At 61.4% G+C, this 20,463-nt stretch carries 20 protein-coding genes; 16 read left to right on the forward strand and 4 right to left on the reverse strand.

Features of this window, described 5'->3' with window-relative positions:
* Window positions 1–396 precede the first annotated feature (396 nt).
* The 8 genes from BHD07_RS24420 (at window position 397) to BHD07_RS24455 (ending at window position 9,426) form a co-directional block, all read left to right on the forward strand.
* Window positions 397–1,125 (forward strand): hypothetical protein, encoded by a 729-nt coding sequence (locus BHD07_RS24420; RefSeq protein WP_338283484.1) that lies wholly within the window; start codon window positions 397–399, stop codon window positions 1,123–1,125.
* Window positions 1,122–1,724, forward strand: coding sequence for a phage adaptor protein (locus BHD07_RS24425; protein ID WP_338283485.1), 603 nt, complete (start codon window positions 1,122–1,124; stop codon window positions 1,722–1,724). The genes BHD07_RS24420 and BHD07_RS24425 overlap by 4 nt, the downstream gene beginning before the upstream one ends.
* Complete coding sequence (locus BHD07_RS24430) at window positions 1,721–3,337, forward strand: hypothetical protein (protein WP_338283486.1); 1,617 nt, start codon at window positions 1,721–1,723, stop codon at window positions 3,335–3,337. Before BHD07_RS24425 ends, BHD07_RS24430 begins: the two co-directional genes overlap by 4 nt.
* Entirely contained in the window at window positions 3,334–3,780 is a 447-nt protein-coding gene (locus BHD07_RS24435; protein ID WP_338283487.1) for a GNAT family N-acetyltransferase, read from the forward strand. Before BHD07_RS24430 ends, BHD07_RS24435 begins: the two co-directional genes overlap by 4 nt.
* Before the next feature lie 5 nt (window positions 3,781–3,785).
* Window positions 3,786–5,651, forward strand: coding sequence for a tail fiber domain-containing protein (locus BHD07_RS24440; RefSeq protein ID WP_338283488.1), 1,866 nt, complete (start codon window positions 3,786–3,788; stop codon window positions 5,649–5,651).
* Window positions 5,651–6,946, forward strand: coding sequence for a hypothetical protein (locus BHD07_RS24445; RefSeq protein WP_338283489.1), 1,296 nt, complete (start codon window positions 5,651–5,653; stop codon window positions 6,944–6,946). The genes BHD07_RS24440 and BHD07_RS24445 overlap by 1 nt, the downstream gene beginning before the upstream one ends.
* A gap of 197 nt (window positions 6,947–7,143) precedes the next feature.
* Window positions 7,144–8,940: a hypothetical protein gene (locus BHD07_RS24450; protein WP_338283490.1), complete on the forward strand. Its 1,797-nt coding sequence runs from the start codon at window positions 7,144–7,146 to the stop codon at window positions 8,938–8,940.
* Window positions 8,941–9,426 carry a hypothetical protein gene (locus tag BHD07_RS24455; RefSeq protein ID WP_338283491.1) on the forward strand — a complete coding sequence of 162 codons (486 nt, stop codon included), beginning with the start codon at window positions 8,941–8,943 and terminating at the stop codon, window positions 9,424–9,426. It abuts the gene before it with no gap.
* 67 nt (window positions 9,427–9,493) lie between these two features.
* Here the strand turns inward: BHD07_RS24455 and BHD07_RS24460 are convergent, their stop codons facing one another.
* Window positions 9,494–10,336, reverse strand: a complete 843-nt coding sequence (locus BHD07_RS24460; RefSeq protein WP_338283628.1) for a glycosyltransferase family 2 protein — start codon at window positions 10,334–10,336, stop codon at window positions 9,494–9,496.
* Between the two features lie 229 nt (window positions 10,337–10,565).
* Between BHD07_RS24460 and BHD07_RS24465 the strand changes: the two genes are divergently transcribed.
* The 3 genes from BHD07_RS24465 (at window position 10,566) to BHD07_RS24475 (ending at window position 12,081) form a co-directional block, all read left to right on the forward strand.
* Entirely contained in the window at window positions 10,566–11,378 is an 813-nt protein-coding gene (locus BHD07_RS24465; RefSeq protein WP_338283492.1) for a hypothetical protein, read from the forward strand.
* Between the two features lie 120 nt (window positions 11,379–11,498).
* Window positions 11,499–11,750, forward strand: a complete 252-nt coding sequence (locus BHD07_RS24470) for a hypothetical protein (protein WP_338283493.1) — start codon at window positions 11,499–11,501, stop codon at window positions 11,748–11,750.
* Window positions 11,743–12,081 carry a DUF1515 family protein gene (locus BHD07_RS24475; protein WP_338283495.1) on the forward strand — a complete coding sequence of 113 codons (339 nt, stop codon included), beginning with the start codon at window positions 11,743–11,745 and terminating at the stop codon, window positions 12,079–12,081. Before BHD07_RS24470 ends, BHD07_RS24475 begins: the two co-directional genes overlap by 8 nt.
* 144 nt (window positions 12,082–12,225) lie before the next feature.
* On the opposite strand, the gene BHD07_RS24480 is transcribed toward BHD07_RS24475, so the two are convergent.
* Together BHD07_RS24480 and BHD07_RS24485 are read right to left on the reverse strand one after the other, a co-directional pair.
* Entirely contained in the window at window positions 12,226–12,510 is a 285-nt protein-coding gene (locus tag BHD07_RS24480; RefSeq protein WP_026168635.1) for a hypothetical protein, read from the reverse strand.
* 36 nt (window positions 12,511–12,546) lie between these two features.
* Window positions 12,547–12,966, reverse strand: a complete 420-nt coding sequence (locus BHD07_RS24485) for a hypothetical protein (protein ID WP_338283496.1) — start codon at window positions 12,964–12,966, stop codon at window positions 12,547–12,549.
* Window positions 12,967–13,249: 283 nt separating this feature from the next.
* Between BHD07_RS24485 and BHD07_RS24490 the strand changes: the two genes are divergently transcribed.
* The 4 genes from BHD07_RS24490 to BHD07_RS24505 all read left to right on the forward strand — a co-directional run bounded on the left by BHD07_RS24490 (window position 13,250) and on the right by BHD07_RS24505 (window position 18,915).
* Complete coding sequence (locus tag BHD07_RS24490; RefSeq protein ID WP_018095300.1) at window positions 13,250–15,025, forward strand: SLC13 family permease; 1,776 nt, start codon at window positions 13,250–13,252, stop codon at window positions 15,023–15,025.
* 147 nt (window positions 15,026–15,172) lie between these two features.
* A complete protein-coding gene (locus tag BHD07_RS24495; RefSeq protein ID WP_100673781.1) occupies window positions 15,173–15,733 on the forward strand; it encodes a DUF924 family protein in 561 nt (186 codons plus the stop codon).
* A 41-nt stretch (window positions 15,734–15,774) separates the two neighbouring features.
* Window positions 15,775–16,236: a GFA family protein gene (locus BHD07_RS24500; protein WP_275597743.1), complete on the forward strand. Its 462-nt coding sequence runs from the start codon at window positions 15,775–15,777 to the stop codon at window positions 16,234–16,236.
* Between the two features lie 39 nt (window positions 16,237–16,275).
* Window positions 16,276–18,915, forward strand: coding sequence for a mechanosensitive ion channel family protein (locus BHD07_RS24505; protein WP_338283497.1), 2,640 nt, complete (start codon window positions 16,276–16,278; stop codon window positions 18,913–18,915).
* 167 nt (window positions 18,916–19,082) lie between these two features.
* Here BHD07_RS24505 and BHD07_RS24510 read toward each other — a convergent pair whose 3' ends face one another.
* On the reverse strand, window positions 19,083–19,724 hold the full coding sequence (locus BHD07_RS24510) for a TerC family protein (protein ID WP_100673778.1): 642 nt from the start codon (window positions 19,722–19,724) through the stop codon (window positions 19,083–19,085).
* 401 nt (window positions 19,725–20,125) lie between these two features.
* Between BHD07_RS24510 and BHD07_RS24515 the strand changes: the two genes are divergently transcribed.
* The gene (locus BHD07_RS24515; RefSeq protein ID WP_338283498.1) at window positions 20,126–20,389 is read left to right on the forward strand and encodes a hypothetical protein; all 264 of its coding nucleotides are present in this window, start codon (window positions 20,126–20,128) and stop codon (window positions 20,387–20,389) included.
* Window positions 20,390–20,463: the final 74 nt, after the last annotated feature.

Here is a 20,463-nt window from a genome sequence, read left to right on the forward strand (position 1 = left end):
TTTGCAAGCCCGCACCGGAGCGCATTTACCGCGGCACAGGAGAACCGCATGAGCGAATATCTTCACGACTGAATCGTGCAAAAAAATGCTGAACGAAGCTTCGACGCCGCGGCGTGCGATTGATGCCGCCTGCCATCCGACATCGTCGGCAGCATCCGGTGCTTTGCCGAGCGGGTGTTCTGGACACGGTGCAAGTCCTGTCCGATTTCGAGAGCGGCTCCGGACGTTTTGAACATATGCCCACGTCTTGAATGGGGGTCCGCATCAACAAGCGGCGGGTTCGGCTCGCCCTTCTTTTAGAGGAAAGACCATGGGGGAAGCCAAGGAGAAGACGACGATCGGAGACGAGCGCGCCCGTTGCGGGAATGCGCGGACAGTCATCGCAGGAGCGACGCCATGACCGATGCGGCGAAGAAGCGGATCGCATCCATGATTCTCGATGGCGTTCCGCCGCAGGCTGAGGGCCTGCAACCCCAGATTGCTGGGTCACTTTCCTCCCGACAGGAGATGGAGTATGATCCTCCAACTTTGCCTCAGCGGCCGGTCGAGTTGGATTATCCCGCAGGAGAAAAGAGCTATGTCGAACGAGGAATCGCCGATGAATCAGGACGATTGCTGCAAGACATCGACGGAAGACCCCTCACAGCGCGCTATGTCGCGGGCCGTACGCATGTGCGCGGGGCTGATACCGTACTCGGCAACGAGGGACTCGGTCGAATTGTCCTTTGGGGAACAGGAGAGTTTCCTAGACAAGTTCATGGAAGCAAGATCCAAGGCGCAAACGGCGCAACGGAAATAGATCTCAATACGGGCGAACCAAGAGGCGTCCTTCTTTCCGCCGACCTTCATCCGGACGATATCCCGCGCGTTCTTGCCCATGAGCGCGTTCTTGCCCGTGAGACGGGGCATGTCATCGATCAGCTCACCGACACCATGTCGATCAACGGGATCGAGGACGAAGCGCGACGCAATTATCACTGGCTCATCACGGGCGAAGCGCCACAGCCCGGCGCAAAGCTCGTCGGCCCCGAGGATCTCGGATATCCGCAGCACCTGATCGATCTCGCCGGGACCGGCGGATTGGCAGATTTCAAGGAAACCGGGACGGGGAAAGGCGAGCTATGACCCTGCTTTCCGCAGTCAATCGAGTTTGCGACATCGTCTCGCTCTCGCCGTTCGACAGCGTCTACGGCTCCGACGAGCCGAACGCGCAGACGATGGTTGCCATGGCGCAGGAGGCAGGCGACGAGATCGCCCGCCGCGCCGACTGGCAGAAGCTCTTGAAGGCGCACACCGCTGCCGCCTCGCCGGTGACCCTACCTGACGATTTCCAGCGGCTGACGCCTGGCGGCCCGGTCAGGACAGCCGCCGGCGTCTTCGTCCGCCCCGTCACCAATTCCGGCCAGTGGGCGGTCATCGCCCGGATATCCGCGGCGCAGCCATATTTCTTCATCAGAGGCGGGCAGGCGCTGTTCTCGCCGGCCTCTGCTGCCGCGAGCGCCGTCATCGATTACGTCTCGAAGAACTGGATTCTGCACGATCCGGATGGGCCGCAGGATGCCTTTTCGGCAGACGATGACACGACGCTTTTCCCCGAGAGACTGCTGGTCAAGGGCATCGTGTGGCGCTGGAAGAGGCAAAAAGGCCTCGCCTACGAGGACAACCTTGCCGAGTTCGAAGCCGACCTCGCGCAGGAGATCAACGCCGACAGGGGCGCCCAATGAGAATTCAGCCAAGGCCGGCCCGTATAGGGCAATCCAATCGCGGGGCGGTATCCATCGGCCGTCAACAGACATCGCAGCCGGTGACCTTCCCTGCGCCCAAGGGCGGGCTGGTCACGACCGCGGACATGGCGTCGCAAGAGCCGGGCTCGGCCACCGTGCTGCGCAACTTCTTCCCGACGCTGATGGGCTGCAAGATCCGCGGCGGCTCGCAGAAGCAAGGTCTTGCGGTAGACGGCGGCGATATCAAGAGCGCCTTCAAATACAAATACGGCAGCAACGAAAAGCTGTTCATGGCGACGAACGCCGGCATCTACAACATGACGTCGCCGGCCGCGCCCCCGATCACGACCGCGGCGGATGTTTCCGGCATGAGCGGCGGTGATTGGTGCGCCTTTCAGCATACCAATGCCGGCACGTCCTATCTCGTGTGCCTCAACGGCGCCAATAACCGGCAGCTTTACAACGGCGCGAGCTGGACGACCTCTCCTGCCATCACCTTCACCGATGGCACGACGATGCCGCAGCTCAATTACGGCTGGCTGTTCAAGAACCGGCAGTTCTTCCTGAAGAACGCGACGCTTGACGCCTATTACCTGGCGGTCAACGCGGTCGGTGGCGCCGCTTCCGTCTTTCCCCTTGGCGGCGTGATGAAGAAGGGCGGCTCACTACTTACCGGCTTCTCCTGGTCGCTGGAAAGCGGGGACGGCCTCAGCGACATGTGCGTGTTCGTCTCGACAGAGGGCGAAATTGCGGTCTATGCCGGGTCCGATCCGTCGAGCGCTTCCGACTTTGCATTGAAAGGCGTCTATCAGATCGGAAAGCCGCTCGGAAAGAATGCCTGGATCAGGGCAGGGGGCGACATTCTCGTTGCCACGACGGACGGACTCACGCCGATGTCGCAGGTGTTCCAGCGCGACCGGCAGGCTCTTTCGCTGGTGTCCGTCTCTCGCCCGATCGAGGATGACTGGCGCAAGGCAGCCAACGCCACCGGGAGCGGCTGGACGCTGACGCAGTGGCCGGAACAGAACCTCGTCTTCGTGGCCTTTCCGGAAAACACCGTGGTCACCGACACGACCTTCGTCCTCAACGTGCTGACCGGCCGCTGGTCGACGATCAGCAACTGGCAGGCGCTCTGCTACGAGACGCTGCAGGGCGGGCTGTTCTTCGGCTCGCTCGACGGCGTTATGTGGCAGGGAGATGCGGGCGGGACGGATGACGGGATGGCCTTCTCGGCGACCTATCTTTCGCAGTTCTCGCCGGCCGGCCGGTTCGGCCAGCGGGCGACGGCCACGATGGCGCATATGTACTTTCGAGCGAAGTCCAGCCCCAAGGTAAGGCTGTTTGCCCGTGCCGACCACGACCGGTCGACGCCCACATTCGCCACCGCGACCGAAGGCGATGCAACCTCGTCCGAATGGGACGTCGGTTTCTGGGACGTGGCGATCTGGGACGGCGTTTCACAGGTGCGGCGCTACGAATTCCGGCAGAACGTCCGGGCGGCTGGCGACATGCTGGCTGCCGGCTGTGTGATCACCTCGGGCGGAAAATTCAAGCTCGATATCGAGGTCGATCTCGCCACGGTGCAAGTCTCGGTCGGGGAGGCCAGCGCTTGAGCCTGATCTGGGGCGGGGCATCGAACCCCGCCGTCAATCAGACCATAGCCCGGTTCGTCGCAAGCCGCATTCCCGGCTGCGACCGCGGCTTCGAGCATTTCACGACACTGGGAATGATCGAAGGCGAGCACCTCGTCGCCGGCATCGTCTTCCACAACTACACGCCCGAGGCCGGGGTCATAGAGCTTTCGTCCGCTTCGACCAGCAAGCGCTGGCTGACGCGCCCGATGCTCAAAGCGATGTTCGGCTACCCCTTCGACCAGATCGGCTGCCAGTTGGTCGTTCTCAGGGTTTCCGAGCGCAACACCGTAATGATCGAAATAGCCGAGCGTTTCGGCTTCAAGGCCTACCGCATCCCGCGCCTTAGGGGCCGGGAGGAAGCGGAAATCATTTTTACGTTCACAGATGACGACTGGCGCAGCCACGCCGTCAACAGAAGGTAGACGCCATGGGGAAGCAAAAAGCTCCAAGCCCTCCGGATCCGAACAAGACGGCCGCGGCACAGACGGCAACCAATATCGGCACGGCGATTGCCAACCAGACGCTCGGCAACGTCAACCAGGTGACGCCCGACGGCAACCTGACCTATTCGCAGACGGGCTCGACGAAATGGACGGATCCGTTGAACGGCAAGGAATATGATCTGCCGACCTATACGGCAACGCAAACGCTTTCGCCCGAGCAGCAGGCCATCAAGAACCAGACCGATGCCGCCGAACTGAGCATGGCGACGCTTGCCAGCACACAATCGGGCAAGCTCAACACTCTGCTCGGCAGCCAACTCGACATCTCCAAGGCGCCGGCAGCGGGAAGCGCGGGTGCGATCGGGCTGCCGAAGTATCAGAGCTTCACCGGCGGCCCGCAGCTTCAGACCGGCCTTGGCAATTACGGGAACGTGCAAAGCTCGATCGCCGGAGCCGGCCCCATCCAGACGGGCCTTGGAAATACCTGCAAAGTTCAGACGGCGCTTGCCGGCGCCGGGAACGTTCAAAGCGCGATCGTGAGCGCCGGCCCCATTCAGAACCAGGTTGCAAATGCCGGCAAGATCCAGACATCACTTGGCAATGCAGGCGACATCACCAAGTCCTATGCTTTCGATATCGACACCTCGAAATACGAACAGGCGTTGCTCGACCGGCTGAACCCGCAGCTCGAGCGGGACCGGGCGGCGCTCGAAACGAAGCTCAGCAACCAAGGCCTGCAGCCGGGTTCCGAAGCCTATAACCGCGCGATCGACGAAGCGAACCGCGCAGCGAACGACGCGCGGATAGGGGCGACGCTGAGCGCGGGGCAGGAACAGTCCCGGATCGCCGGGCTCGCGCAAGGCCAGGCGATGTTCCAAAACTCCGCCCAGCAGCAGGCCTATGACCAGATGACGGGGATCGGCCAGTTCTACAATTCCGCTCAGGCGCAGCAATATGCGCAGAACGCGAACGACATGCAGATGGCCAACGCCGCCCAAGAGCAGACGTTCGGCCAGAACAAGGCGCAGCTCGAGGCCCGCAATGCCGCCCAGCAGCAGCAGTACGACCAAACCCTTTCTTCCGGCCAATTCGCGAATGCCGCCCAGCAGCAGCTGTTCAACAATGCCCTGCAGGCCGCCCAGTTCACGAACGCCGCCCAAGAGCAGACGTTCGGCCAGAACAAGGCGCAACTCGATGCCGGCAATGCAGCCCAGAACCAGAAGTTCACCCAAGGATTGGCGGGTGCCGAATTCGGCAACAACGCACTGCAGCAGCAATACCAGAACCAGAACACCGCCACGGCCGGCAACAATGCGCTTGCCGATCAGCGCTTCAACGCCCAGCAGGCGAAGTTCAACCTGCAGAACCAGGAGAGAGAGCAATATCTGAACGAGCTCTATGCCCAGCGCAACCAGCCGGTCAACGAGATTTCGGCGCTCCTGTCCGGCGCCCAGGTCGGCAGCCCGAATTTCGTGCCGACGCAGGGGGTGCAAGTCCCGACGGTCGACTACGCCGGTCTCGTCAACCAAAACTACCAGAATCAGCTCAGTACATGGCAGCAGAACAACGCCAACTCGCAAAGCCTGCTCGGCGGCCTGCTCGGCTTCGGAGGGCAACTCGCCGCGCTCTCCGACAAGCGGGCGAAGAAGGACGTCGAGAAAGTCGGCCAACTCAAGGGCCATGGCCTCTACGAGTATCGCTATAAAGGCAAGCACGACGACGGGAAGCGGCACATCGGCGTGATGGCCCAGGAAGTCGAGAAGATGCGGCCGGACGCAGTGTCGCGCCGCCCTGACGGGCTCCGCCAAGTCGACTACGGCAAGCTTTTCACTGCTGGAAGGAAGAAATAATGGCTCCATCCTTCATCTTCGGTGGGAATACGGGCGAGACGCCCCAATCCGTCAAGCGCAAGCGGGATCTCGCCATGGCGATCATGGGTGCTTCCGCTGCGCCCAGGAACGTCGGCGAAGGCCTCAATGCGCTCGGCTCCGGGATTGTCGCGGGCATCATGAACCGGCGCGCCGACAAGGCCGAAAAGAGTGGCAGGGCCGGTGCCGACAGTGTGTTCCAAGGCATCGTGAACAGGATTACCGGTCAAGCGCCGGATGCGGACGGGTCACGCATGGTTTCGACCGGGGCAGGACCGGCGAGCACTGGCCCTGTATCTTCGCAGTCTTCCGCTTATCGAGATGCAATCGCCTCGATCGAGAGTGCAGGCAGCGGCGGCTACAAAGCGATTGGCCCGACGCATCCGAAAATGGGCCGCGCGCTCGGCCGATACCAGATCATGGAGGCAAATGTCGGCCCATGGTCTCGCGAAGTGCTCGGCCGCGAAGTATCGCCGGACGAGTTCATGGCCGACGCGCGGATTCAGGACGCCATTTTCGACGGCAAATTCAACAGCTATGTGCAGCAGTTCGGTCCAGAGGGCGCGGCTCAGGCGTGGTTCGCGGGCCCCGGCGGGGTCGGCAAGACAGACCGGAAGGATACGCTCGGAACCGACACAGGCACCTATGGACGCAAGTTCATGCGCGCCCTTGGTTCACAGGGGCAGCCGCAGAAAGCCGCCGGCCGCGATCCCTCGATCGGGATGCCGCATCAAACCGCCGCGGGCGCGGTCAACGCCATGAGTGCGGGGATAAGCAGCCCTTCAGCGTCGCTTTCGGAAGAGGTCGCCGCCTTCGAGCAGACGCCTGAGTACCGGGCCCAATTCCCCGGCATGAACGTGCCGCAGGGCATCCCCGCGCAGTTCCAAGGCTCCCGGACGCTCGCCAATGCGCAGGGCGGCATCATGCCGGCGCTCATGGGCGGCGCCCCGGCCTCGCCCGAGCAGATCGCAGAGGCGCAGGCGATCGGGCAGCAGCAGGCGCCGCAAGCCCCGACCCGGATGGAGCTACTTCAAGCCCTCGGCAATCCGTTCCTCAGCGAAGAGCAGCGCGCGATTCTGCAGACACTCTATCAGCAGCAGGTGCAGCAGTCCGATCCGGTGCGACTGATGGAGCTTGAAAGAGGACGCCTTGAAATCGATGCCATGCGAAACGGCGACTGGTCAAAACTCGATGACGGCAGATTCTACAATCAGCGTACGGGAGAAGTGAGGGACACCCGAACCAAACCGAACGCGTGCCTCCCGACCTTGCCCTGAGCCCGCGATACGGCGTTGACAACGTGGTCGTACGACCCTGCCTGAGACGTCAGTTTGTCGAAGCAACCCAAGGGCCGGGTGTGGCGCTGGTGGGGCTAAGGCAATCAAGGAAGAGTGTTGCCGGCAGTCCAGCGGAATGAACGAAACGGGAAACCACGGGCGGTTCTTCGGAGCCGCCTTATTTCATGGAGGTTACGATGCCACGCACAGGCGGAGTCTATTCACCACCTGCCGGCACGAAAGGTGTGTCCAATACGACCATTCAGAGCGTGCCCTACAATGCGCTTGTGGATGACCTCAGCGCCGACGCCAATGCCGCGCGGCCGGTCACGGCAGGAGGAACGGGGGCGACCTCGGCAAGCGCAGCCCGGACCAATCTCGGATTGGCGATCGGTACGAACGTGCAGGCCTACGACGCCGGCCTGCAATCGATTGCCGCGCTCGCGACTGCCGCCGACAGGATGATCTACACAACGGCAGCCGATGCCTATGCCACGACGGCGCTGACGCCGTTCGCGCGCACGATCCTCGGCGACGCAGACGCAGCGGCGGCGCTGACGACCCTGGGTGTGTCCGCCTTCGCCAAAGCGATCCTGGACGACACGGATGCGGCTACCGCCCGGACGACGCTCGGAGTGGCAATCGGAGCGGACGTGCAGGCCTACGACGCCGGTTTGCAGTCGATCTCCGGGCTGACGACCGCCGCAGACAGGACGGTCTACACGACCGCATCGGATGTCTATGCGACCACGGCGCTGACGCCATTTGCGCGAACGATCCTCGACGACACCAGCGCCGCTGCCGTGAAGACCACGCTCGGCCTTGCGGCAGTGGCGTCGTCCGGATCGGCCTCGGATCTCAGCTCGGGAACGATTTCCGACGCACGGCTTCCGGGCTCGATGGCGGGCAAGAATTTTTCGTCGGGCATAAGCTTCGCCAATGCGGTTGCTGCCGGGAGTACCGATCTTTCGAAGCATATCCAGCTCTACAGCGGTTACGGATTCACGATCACGGGTTCGACCCTGAACTATACGGTCCCGGCCAACTCCTCTCATGTGTGGAACGTCAACGGAACGGAAGTCGGCCGCCTCAATTCCTCGGGCCTGACGCTGGCAACACCGCTTGCGCTCGCCGAAGGAGGTACGGGCTCGACGGACGCCGCGACGGCGAGAGGCAATCTCGGTGCGAACAGCGCTTCCAATCTCACGACCGGAACCGTTCCGAACGCCAGAATTGCCGGAGCCTATGACGGCATCACGACGCTCGGCCAGACCGGCACCCATACGATCACCACCCCCGGCGAGGCGATACGTATCGTTGGCCCCGCCTCCACCGACGATCCGTATGTGAGCTTCTATAAGGGGGCCACTCGCCAAGCTTATATCCAGCACACCGACGGCACGGGGGTGAATCAAGGGCTTCGCATTTATAACGATACGGCGACCGGCGGAGACACGGCCCTCACACTGAAGAATTCCGGCGGCGTCGACAGCCTGGAATTCCAGGTCAACGGCGCCGAGCACGTCGTCTATCACTCCGGAAATCTATCCTCGGCCGACCTCAACTCGATCTATGGCTACACGCCGGCGAATTCTGCAAAACAGATCATCGCCGGCAACGGCCTGACCGGCGGCGGCACGCTTGCCGCAGATCGCACCCTGACGCTCGGCACGCCTGGCGACATTACCAACTCGACGACAAACTCCGTCACCTCTACCAGCCACACCCATGCCCTCGGGTTTACTGCGGCGGAGGTCTATGTTGGAACTGGTGCCAACGACACGAGCTTTCCGCTCGGCCATATTGTGGCACTGGGTAACGACGCCAACATTGCACGCAATGCCTCCGGCACCCCCACCCTCCACAATTCGATCAACAGGTACTACGTCCCATCGACCCACCCGAGCGCCGGAGCAGCATTGGCGGGGACCTGGCGCTCACGCGGAGTAGTCAATGGCAACGGCGAGTACAACATCATGCAAAGGGTCGCTTAAATGGAAAAGTCGATTTTCGAGGTGGTCACCGTCCACAAGGTCACGGATACGCCGACCCCTGGCATCTACGACCTTGATCTCACGTTGAGCATCAACGGCGTGGAGGAACGTTTCGAACACTACGTTTCCACACCTGACGACTCGATCGGTGCGAACCCAGCAATCCGTACCTGGATGAAGCAGCATCCGGACTTTCCGGTTCAAAGCTATGTACCGCCGACGACGGAGCAAGTCCGTGCATCGCTTCCGCTACTGACCACCCGTCGGTTTCGTCTAGGCCTCGTCAAGAACGGGTTTACTCCGGCTCAGGTCGCGGCCGCTATTGAGACAATGCAGGAAGGTCCTGAGAAGGAGGTTGCGAAAATTGAGTGGGAATACGCCACCACATTCAACCGCGCGCATCCGCTCATAGACCTCATTGGCACCGCCCTCGGCCTCTCGGACGAGCAGATTGACGCCATGTGGTCCACATCTGCCGACCTCTAGCCTGTCCTATCACGGATCGACATACAAAGCTGCGCTGTGGCAACGAAACAATTGCCATCAAATGACATTAGAAAATCCAAAAAATCTTATACCGAGTCTTTCGTCGCGCGTCGTTCCAACACATCCGAAAGAATTTCATCCGGGTCGACCAGCTGACATCTGGAAGCTTTTTTACCAGATTGTAGCAGCCTTTAGTATATTTCAGTCTCTGAGTTAGGCGATCTCGAAAACTTTTGGCCCCATAACGCGCCTCAGAGCCAGATCCCTCTGTGAAGTCGAATGTTGGTCCGTCGACGTACACTACGAGGTCGCGGACGACAAGTTCTGAAACGACGTATGATGCGAAACACCAAGGATTTCCAAGTTCGAACCAGCGTTCCATGAGCATATCTTTTGCGCTGGCTCTGTACAGACCGTAGATCCACTCAGCCGGGAACGTTAGATTTCTCGGGACCTTGCCTGATGCGTATTTACTTGTGAATTCGAAGACAGAGTCGTCCGGGGCTTTGATTCTGGACCCGCTTCGCCCTACCAGCTTCGTCGAGCATGCGGCAAGAAGCTTTCCGGGATTTTCGTCAAGTGCTTCAACCAAGCGCGCGAGAAAATCCGGCGACGAATGGTCATCGCATGCGCGCAGGCAAAAATATTCGCCACGTTCGGCGCCGAGCCGGACTGCTCTCGCGAAGTTATCGATCGCGCTTACATGTTCTGCGCATTTGACGACGGAGAAGCGTTCATCCGACCGGCAAAATTGCTCGGCTATGTCGACCGTCTTATCCGTCGATTTATTGTCGAGAATGATTGCTTCGAAGCCATCGAACGTCTGTTCGGCAATGCACCGTAGACTGCTGGTGAGTGTCTTTTCGCCATTGTAGACGGGGAAAACGACGACAACCTTCGGCTTGGGCACTGATTTTATCTCTACCGTTGAATCAGTCTTGCACATATCCAATGGCGCAACGATCCGCAACGGGCGTCCATGGCGAGAGCGCCAAGCGCTTCTTCGGCGGCAGCAAGCTCGCAACGGACGAAGGCCTGTTGAGGAGATCAAACAAGCCGCGGCGCGTATCCCGAATCTCAACAGGCCTTCGTCCGCCTTTTTTCGCCGACGAACTGCAGTTTCAGCAGAAAGGAAACCCATGACCCAAACCGTGCCTCCGGGCGCGGCGATGCTGCTCGACTTTATCCGGGAGGCGGAAGTCGGCAGCAAAGGCCGCGCGTCTTACGACGTGATCTACGGACATAACCAGGGAAAGCTCACAAAGCCGCTTACGCACATGGCGATCGCCGAGGTGATCCGTGCGCAGAAGGGGTGGGCGAGGGCGCATGGATCGAGTGCGGCGGGGGGCTATCAGTTCATGCGGGCCACGCTCTCCGGACTTTTGCAGGAAGTACCGGGATTGGGCGGAGATCAGCGCTTCGATCCTGCGCTTCAGGACCGGCTCGCCCTTCACCTTCTGAACCGCCGTGGTTTCGCCGGCTTTATCTCCGGCGAAATTGGCCCCGTTGAATTTGCGAGGCGCCTGGCGATGGAATGGGCGTCTCTGCCGGTTCTCGCCGATAGCCAGGGTGACCGGCAGCGAATAAGGCGCGGGCAGTCCTATTATGACGGCGACGGGCTCAACCGAGCGCTGGTGCGGCCGGAAAAGTTGGAAGCCGTGCTTCGCGCAGTGCTGGCAGCCGGTCCACGAGAGGTCGAGGGGGACCGCGCGGGCGAGGCGGCGGCGGTTGTGGTTCCAGCACGCCCGCGCAAGCCGGTTTCCCGGTCCGGCCGCTTCTGGACCTGGTTGCTGACGGCTGGCGGCACGATCGTCACGGCGCTGAAGGAGCTGAACCTCGTCGCGCTGGATTGGCGGGTGCAGCTTGCGATCCTCGTCATAATCGTCAGCTTTGCCGTTTACGCGATCTGGTCGATGCCGGCGGTCCGCGACGCTTTGAGGCTCACACGATGACGTTTCCGTGGAGCAACCTGGTCATCGCTGCCTTGATCCTGGCCGGAATTTCCTGGGCCATACTCGAAATCCGTTCGAATGCCGCGCAGGCGGTCCGCAATTCCATCGAAAGGCAGAACAATGAAGCAGCAAAGGGCGCTGACGCGAAGCGCTTTGACTATGACGTCTGTTCTTCTTCTGGAGGGCTGTGGAACTTCGGGACCGGCCGATGTGAGCGGCCTTCGCAGCATCGTGGGAACTGAGCTTGCCGGCGCCCGCGGCGCGACGCAGATCGACCAGCGCAAGATCGACCGCACGGTGGTCGGCCTCTGTGCGGCATCCGTCTGGACCAGGGCGGAGTGTGCGAGACACGGGGAGGGCGGAGATGATTGACGCCGGCGTTCACCAACAGCTCGGCACCTTGGTCGCCGAGGTGAAGAACCTGCGGGAGGACCTGCGCCGATCGGAGGACAGATCGGATGCCGGCCGCGTATCCATGACGCGCCGGATGGACGAGTTGGTCGAGCGCATGCGGACCCTCGAGGGCTCGATGATGCTCGTCAAGGACGATATTGCCGCGATGAAACCGGTGACCGAGGACGTGCGCAAATGGAAGCTGATGGGGATGGGCGCTCTCGGCGTTATCGGGATCGGCGGGGCGGCGCTCGGCGTGACCTTTGCCGATGTGGCAAGACGCGTGCTGATGCTCACGAAGGCAGGGTAGAGAAATTTTCGCAGTAAGTACGTTGCAGCGGCGCTGAAGACGCCGTTGCAATAGGTTCCTTTTTTACCGCAATCCGTTGGCCCGACCGGCGTCACTTTCCTCGAAGAGGCTCCAGGGTGCTCCAGCGCAGGAACGCGGCCCAATTCAGTCGTCGTCGAAGAGGGGAAGGTCGCGATAGCGGCGGCTTACCAACCGCAACGATCGGTCCGGCTCTATGACATAGCTTTCGTAGACCCGGCGGCCGAATCGGTCGATGAACTGATGCGGCACAATGCTGCCGACCGGTGCCTTGGTAAGCCTGGTGCGCGGCTGGCCACCATAGGTGATGCTGCCGGGAATCGGCTCCAAATAGGGCGAATAGCCCATCGAGGTCGCCTCGCAGCCGGTCAGAAGTGTGAGCATGCACAGGATAGGAAGAACATATTTCATGACGATCCTCGCCACTTGCATGGTTCTCGCCGGCGTTCAGTCGCTGAAGATGTCGTAATCTATGCGGCGGCTGGTCAGTCGCAACGAGCGGTCCGGATTAATGACATAGGTCTCGTAAACCCGGTGACCATAGGTGTCGAAGAACTGGTGCGGCACCATGCTGCCGATCGGCGCCTTCGTCAGCTTCGTTCGCGGCTGACCGCCATAGGTAATGCTGCCGGGAATCGGTTCCAGTCTGGGACCGTAGCCAACCGTTTGCGTCGATGTACAGGCACTGAGCGCGACGGCGGCGCAGAGGGTGAAGAGAGCTGTGCTCAGGGCACCGCGCCTCCGGATGGACGTGTGGGCATGTCCTGCATCGGCTTGCATTGTCGCGCGGTTCTCCGCCTTCGTTTCGGTTTCGGGTAAGATGCAGTAGGCTGCGGCGGATTGCATCGCGTGACGGTTCATGTACATGCTTCGCCTCACATGAGTTGCACCACCTTATTCCTTATTCGACAACGTGCAAAGAAAGCAGGAAGTTCGGCATGTCGCGGCAACCACCCGCGTTTCGTGGGGATTTCGCGATATTTCGATTGCATAGGCAGAAATCTTTGAACGATGTAATGGCCGAAGCCCGCCGATGCTCGCGCAATGCCGCCCGAACCTTCGGGTGGTATCGCGCGTTTGATCCGGTGTCGGTAAATGGGCTTGCAAACAGAACCCCGGTTTCCGACGAGTCGCTGCTCAGGTACTGCCCATGACCGCCGAACAGACCCTTTCGTTTCTTGTGCTCGGCGCCATGATGATCTTCTTCATTTGGGGTCGCTTTCGCTACGACATCATCGCCTGCTCGGCGTTGATGCTTTCGGTAGCCGTCGGCATCGTTCCTTTCGATAACGCTTTTGACGGCTTCAGCGACGACATCGTCATCATCGTCGGCAGCGCACTGATCGTCAGCGCGGGCGTGGCGCGTTCGGGTGTGGTCGATGCGGCCATCCAGCGATTTCTTCCGGACCTGCAATCGGTAAGGGCACAGCTCGCTCTTCTCGTCGTCACGGTCACGGTCCTTTCCGCCTTCATCAAGAACATCGGCGCGCTTGCGATCATGATTCCGGTAGCGTTCCAGTTCGCGCGTCGCTCGAATGTGCAACCGTCCGTCTTCCTGATGCCTATGGCTTTCGGCTCGCTGATCGGTGGCCTGATGACGCAGGTCGGCACCTCGCCCAACGTGGTCGTGTCCCGGGTGCGTGCGGATCTGACGGGCGAGAGTTTCACCATGTTCGACTTCACGCCCGTCGGCGCTTCGCTGGCACTGGTCGGCGCGGTGTTTCTGCTGTTCGGCTATCGCCTGGTGCCGGAGCGGAAAAGTCAGCAGGTCGGCATGCATCAGGCGATCGAGATCACCGACTACACGTCCGAGGCGATGGTCCCTGCCGGATCGCCGGTGATCGGCAAGCCGCTCAGTAATCTGGTCAAGATCGGCGATGGCGGAGCCGTGGTGATCGCCGTCTTCCGTCGCGGCACGCATCTGGCGCCGCTGCCCGATGTCGTCGTCGAACTCGACGATATCCTTCTGCTCGAAGGCGGTCCCGCTGCGCTCGACCGCATCGTCTCCCAGGCAAAGCTCAAGATCTCCGGCGATCGTGCGCCGATGCCGAACGACAAGGAGAAAGCCGAGACCGAAGCCATCGAGGCGGTAATCGCCACCGGCTCACCGCTCATCGGCATGTCGGCTCAGCGCCTGGCGCTCTTCAACAATCACAACATCAACCTGCTGGCGGTCAGCCGCCAAGGCGAACGACTGAAACAGAGGCTTGGCAGCATCAGGCTGCGGGCCGGCGACATCGTCGTGCTGCAGGGTACCCGCAGGGACTTGCCGTCTTTCCTGCAGGACTTCGGCTGCCTGCCGCTCGCACAACGGGAAATTCTGCTCGGCACCATTCGCCGTGCCACCGTCCCGCTGCTTGTTCTGGCGACCGCGATGGGGGCGACAGCGGTTGGGGTCGTGCCTGTGCAAATCGCCTTTTTTGCCGCGGCGCTTGCCATGGTAGTGTTTCGCGTCATCCCTCTGCGTGACGTTTACCGCGCCGTGGACGGACCGATTCTGGTCATGCTTGCCGCGCTGATTCCCGTCAGCGACACTTTACGCACGACGGGCGGCTCGGACCTGATCGCGGGCTGGCTGAGCGGGATGGCGGTGAATCTACCGCCTGCGGGGGCGCTTGCCATCATGGTCGTTGCGGCCATGGCGGTGACACCCTTCCTGAACAATGCCGCCACGGTCCTTGTCATGGCGCCGATTGCCGCCAGTTTTGCAACGGCGCTCGAATACAGGCCAGACGCGTTCCTGATGGCGGTAGCGATCGGTGCCGGCTCTGACTTCCTCACGCCGATCGGCCACCAATGCAACACGCTGGTAATGGGACCCGGTGGTTACCGGTTCAGCGACTACCCACGACTGGGGCTGCCGCTTTCCATCGTCATCGTGATCGTCGCGGTGCCGATGCTGATGTGGATCTGGCCGCTGCGTTAGAATGCCGGGGAAAAATGGAACCGCGCGAATACGGATTGCCTGCAAAATCGCAGGCATTCGGTGGAAACGGCCTGATCGCCGCCTATCTTGCGGCGGAAGCGTAACTTTTGTGGAATGGCTCTGGCAGCAGGGAGGCATGTGGGCGTCATGACTGGCGATATCGAGATCTGTACGCCGGAAGAGGTGCTGAAATTCTGGTTCACGGAACTTTCCTATGACCACTGGTTCACGCCGGATCCCGGACTCGATGAGCAGTGCGCGCGGAGATTTCAGGCGTCGCACCTGGCCCTGTCCAGAAACCTCGACAATGTCTGGCGCGAGACCCCGCAGAACTGGCTGGCGGCGGTCATTCTTTTCGATCAGATGCCGCGCAACATGTATCGCGGGTCGCCCTTGGCCTTTGCCACCGATTGTCTGGCATTGCGCGAGGCGAAGCTCGCCATCGGCGCGAGCGCCGACATGGCAGTGCCGACGGAATGGCGCGCGTTTTTCTATATGCCCTTCGAACACTCCGAAAACCTGACCGACCAGACCATGTCGGTCAAGCTGTTCACGGAACTAGGAGACGCCGGCTACCTCGACTATGCGATCCGGCATCGGGACGTGATCGAGCGGTTCGGCCGCTTCCCGCATCGCAATGGCATTTTGGCCCGCACTTCGTCACCGGCCGAGGAAGAGTACCTCGCGCAGCCCGGCGCCGGGTTCTAGACATGAACCATGGCGGAAAACGCTGAGATCAGGAGGAAAACATGAGTGCCGGAGAACTGCCCTGGCAAGGGGGATGCCGTTGCGGAGAGGTCCGCATCAAGGTGAGCGCGCAACCGCTTCTCACGATGGCATGCCATTGTACCGGCTGCCAGCGAATGACCGGGAGCGCGTTCTCGTTGAGTGTCGCCATTCCGAGCGAAGGCTTCGAGGTCACACGCGGCGAGCCTGTCATCGGCGGCCTTCATGGCGCAACGCGCCACTATTTCTGTCCTCATTGCATGAGCTGGATGTTCACGCGCCCCGAAGGCATGGACTGGTTCGTCAATCTCCGCGCGACCATGCTCGACGATCCCAGCTGGTGCAGGCCTTTCATCGAAACCTGGACCAGTGAAAAGCTGCCGTGGGTGAGCACATCCGCCGTTCATAGCTATGCGGCGTTGCCACCGCTGGAGGATTACGAACAGTTGCTGGCAGACTACGCCGCGCATTCCGAAGGGGATTGAACCGCGAGACTGTTCAGATCGGCCTAGATCTCAAAGGGTTTGCATCTTTTCGCCGTTATGCATGTGCAGACCGGTCATCGGCGAAGCCTGGAGCGGTTCTGCGCGGCGCAGGGATTATCGAAGGGTAGGAAATTGCATCTCCTGGATAAACTAAGGGCGCTTTCGATTGCCCTGTCTTTCGGTGCGCTGACGCTTGCTGCCGGCGGATACGCAGTTGCGCAGGAGCCCGCGCCGAGCGTCGAGCAAACGCGGCCGGCCGCACCGGCCCAGCCTGCCCAATCCGACCAGCCTGCGCCGCAGGCCGAACCGGCACAGCGGGCGGAGCAAACGGGGGCCGGTCAGGCGCCGGATGCCGCATCGCCGGTACTGCAGCAGGCGGAGGATCAGCTTGCCCAGGCCGACCGGGAGCTGAAGCGTCTCATCGAGCGTACCAATGCCGTCGAGGACGACGACGCCATGCTCGCCGAACTCAGGGTGCAGGTCGACGAGCTTTCAAAGCAGATCATCGCGGCCTCCGTTCCGACTCGTCCGAGGCTCGACGAAATCAAGGCGAGGCTCACGGAACTCGGCGATCCTCCCGGTGAGGGACAGCCGCCCGAAGACGCGGTCATCACCGATGAGCGAAAACGGCTCCTGGCGGAGCGCGGGGCGGTCAATGCTCTGACGGGCAAGGCGGAGAACCTGTCGATCGAGGCGAGGAAACTTGCCAACCGGATCACCGCGACGCGCCGGGCGATCTTCTCCAACACTCTGCTGAGACATACGGATGTCTCGGCGGCGATGCTGAGCGAGGCAATCACTGCAACGATGCACGAAGCGATGGCACTGTCGCGCAGCATCGGCGGTTGGCTGACATTCGCCTGGAACTACAAGCGCGTGCCGCTGCTGAGCGCGATCTTCCTTTCGCTCTGCGCCGCGCTGCTCTTCCTGGTCGGCGGTTACAGGCTTTTTTCGCCGGTCCTCATGCGCGACGAGGAAGACGACGAGCCCACCTATTTCCGGCAGCTTTCGCTTGCGTTCTGGTCGACGCTCATCCCCACTCTGGCGCTCGCAGCCTTCGCTACGTCGAGCTACTTCTTCCTAAGTAGTTTCAACGTCTTGCGGCCCGATATAGCTCCCATCGTTGCGATCACGCTCGCCATGGGCGTCGTGCTGTTCTTCATAGCCAGGCTGGCAGGCGCGGTGCTATCGCCGCACCGGTCGAGCTGGCGGCTGGTGCGTGTTTCGGATCGCGGTGCCAAAATGCTGATGGTGCCGATCTTCGCGATGGCGCTCGTCAACGGGCTCGACTATCTGCTCGGCAGCATCAGCGAGTCGCTCGGTTCCCCGGTGGTGTTGACGATTGCCAAAAGCTTCGTGGCATCCATCATCATCGGTCTCATTCTGATGTCGATGGCGTGGATCCGGCCTGTGCTGAGGGCCGATGAGCCTTACGATGCACCGGGACATGCCTGGCCGCGGGTAATCTCGCTCTCCTTCCTCCTGCTGGGGGCGGCGCTTATCGCGACTGCATTGTCGGGCTATGTCGGCCTGGCGCGTTTCATCGCGACCCAGATCACGGTAACGAGCGCGATCCTTGTGACGGTCTATATCGGCCTCCTTACGGGCAAGTCTGTCTCCAAGCAGGGCGCGTTTGCCGAAACGGTAGCGGGGCGTTATCTGGAGCGCCGCTTCCATCTGGAGCCGGTTGCGCTCGACCAATTCGGCCTTTTTGCCGGTCTCGGCATCTATGTGCTCGTTCTCTCCTTTTTCATCCCGCTGATATTGATGCAGTGGGGCTTCAAGACTGCGGATATCGAGTCCTGGGCCTATCAGGTGCTGACCGAAATCAGGATCGGTACAATCACGATTTCGCTGGTGGGCATTCTCGCGGGAGTACTGCTCTTTGCCCTCGGCTATCTCGTCACGCGTTGGGTGCAGCGCTGGATCGACGGCAACGTCATGGCGCGCAGTCGTGTCGACGCCGGCGTGCGCAACTCCATACGAACCGGTATCGGCTATATGGGTGTGGGCATTGCCGGCCTTATCGGCTTGTCTGCCGCCGGCATCGATCTTTCGAGCCTCGCCCTCGTCGCCGGCGCTCTCTCCCTCGGCGTCGGTTTCGGCCTGCAGAACATCGTCTCCAACTTCGTTTCGGGGCTGATCCTTCTGGTGGAGCGTCCCTTCAAGGTGGGCGACTGGATCGTCAGCGGTACGACCGAAGGCTTCGTGCGGCGCATCTCCGTCCGCGCGACCGAGATCGAGACCTTTCAGCATCAGTCGATCATGATGCCGAATTCCCTGCTCATCAACGCGTCGGTCGGAAACTGGACGCACCGCAACAAGCTCGGCCGGTCGGAAATCGCCGTGACCGTGACCTATGCCAGCGATCCGCGCCGGGTTATCGAACTGCTCTACGAAATCGCCGCAGCCCATCCGATGATCCTCAAGAATCCGGCTCCCAATGTCGGCTTCACGGCCTTCCAAGACGAGCGAATGACGTTCGAATTGCGGATCTATGTCGCTGACGTGCTGACGGCCGGCGGCGTTCGCAACGACCTTCGCGTCGCGATCTACGAGCGCTTTCGTGACGAGGGGATCGGCGCGCCGTTCCCAATGAAGGTCGAAGATGTAACGCCTGAGGAAGAAGCCGGAAGCGCCGGCGCCGAACCGTCTGTTATCGAAAAAGAGAAGGCCTAAGCTGGCTGAAAACAACGCCTGACGCGCCGGTGCTGTTGGCGAAGGCCGGAAAAGCGAAGAAGGAGCGGAAATGCCGCTCCTTCTTCTCTATTTGGCCGAGCCCCGGCCGCAGGTTGAAATGACGCACTTCCGCACGGAAAACCGTTACGCAGGTTTCCCGGAGCGCTTTACAGCCCAGCCAGCGCCTGAGCCACCGGCACAACGTGTGGCCACACCTCCATTGTGCCGCGATAGATCATGTCGAGTGCGACGTACAAGATGATCGCCAGGCCGATGTAAGCGATCCAGTGATAGCGGCTGAGCAGGCGGGCAATAAAGCTGGCGGCGATGCCCATCATCGCGATCGAGAGCGCCAGACCGAAGACGAGCACGGTCGGATGCTCTCGGGCGGCGCCGGCGACGGCGAGGACGTTGTCGAGCGACATGGACACGTCCGCTATCACGATCTGTGTTGCCGCTTGTTTGAAAGTCTTCTTTGGGGCCGAGGCGTCCGCATTTTCGAGCCCGTCAACGCCTTCGTGACCGCCAGTGCGAATCTCGCGCCACATCTTCCAGCAGACCCAAAGCAGGAGAAGCCCACCGGCGAGCAGGAGCCCGATGATCGCAAGCAGTTGGACCGTAAAGATGGCGAGCACGATGCGAAGCACGGTGGCGGCGAGAATGCCGACGAGGATAGCCTTCTTGCGCTGCTCCAGCGGCAAGCCAGCTGCTGCAAGGCCGATAACGACAGCGTTGTCGCCGGCAAGCACCAGGTCGATCACAATGACCTGCAGCAGTGCCGTCAGGCCGGCGGAAGTGAAAATCTCCATGTGTGGTAACCCTTCTTGTCCCCGAAACGCCTGCGGCGTCGCAAAACGCATAGACCGCGAACAATCGACGGATCAAGTGGCCGGGTCAACTAATCGGCACTTTCGAAAGAGATACGATCGTCGAGCAGCTTCCGGTGCCTCCGGCGCGACTCGAGCCGCCGCATCGTTTTTTCCTGCACGCCTTACGCTTCGAGAAATTCTGCGCTACCGCGCCGAGCGTCTCATCAGACACCCAAAGGCCTGCAGCACTTCGATCTGCCGCATGTTTTTGACCTTTGCTCGGTTACGATCAAGCAAATATGCGGTAGGCTGGCCGCGGCTAGAGGGGTGGCCGGCGCCTTCTTCTCGCGACGGGAAGGCGGCCGGCCGAAACGGGGGGCGGCGCTCGTGCGCCGAATGTGATGAAGACGTATGCTGTTGTTCTGGTGCCTGCAATGCTGTGGGCTGGCGTGGCCTGTGCCGCAACTGTTACAAACACGGACGGCGAGGCCGCTGTTCTGGTGATCGTCGAAGGGGAGAGCCGGATCGAAGTTGCAATCGATGCAGGTGCCACGGAAGTGATCTGCCCCGGCGGCTGCTTCGTCACTGCGCCGAGCGGCGACCGCGTGGGGCTCCAGGGCGACGAGACGATCGAAATCGTCAACGGCTCCGTCGTTGTGAAGTGACGCCCCTCCGGGAGCCGGAGGTTGGAGTCTTTCCACGACAATTGCGGGGCCGTAGCCCCGCATCAGTGACGAAC

This window comes from Sinorhizobium sp. KGO-5, from assembly GCF_036245905.1.
Classification (GTDB): Bacteria; Pseudomonadota; Alphaproteobacteria; order Rhizobiales; family Rhizobiaceae; genus Sinorhizobium; species Sinorhizobium meliloti_A.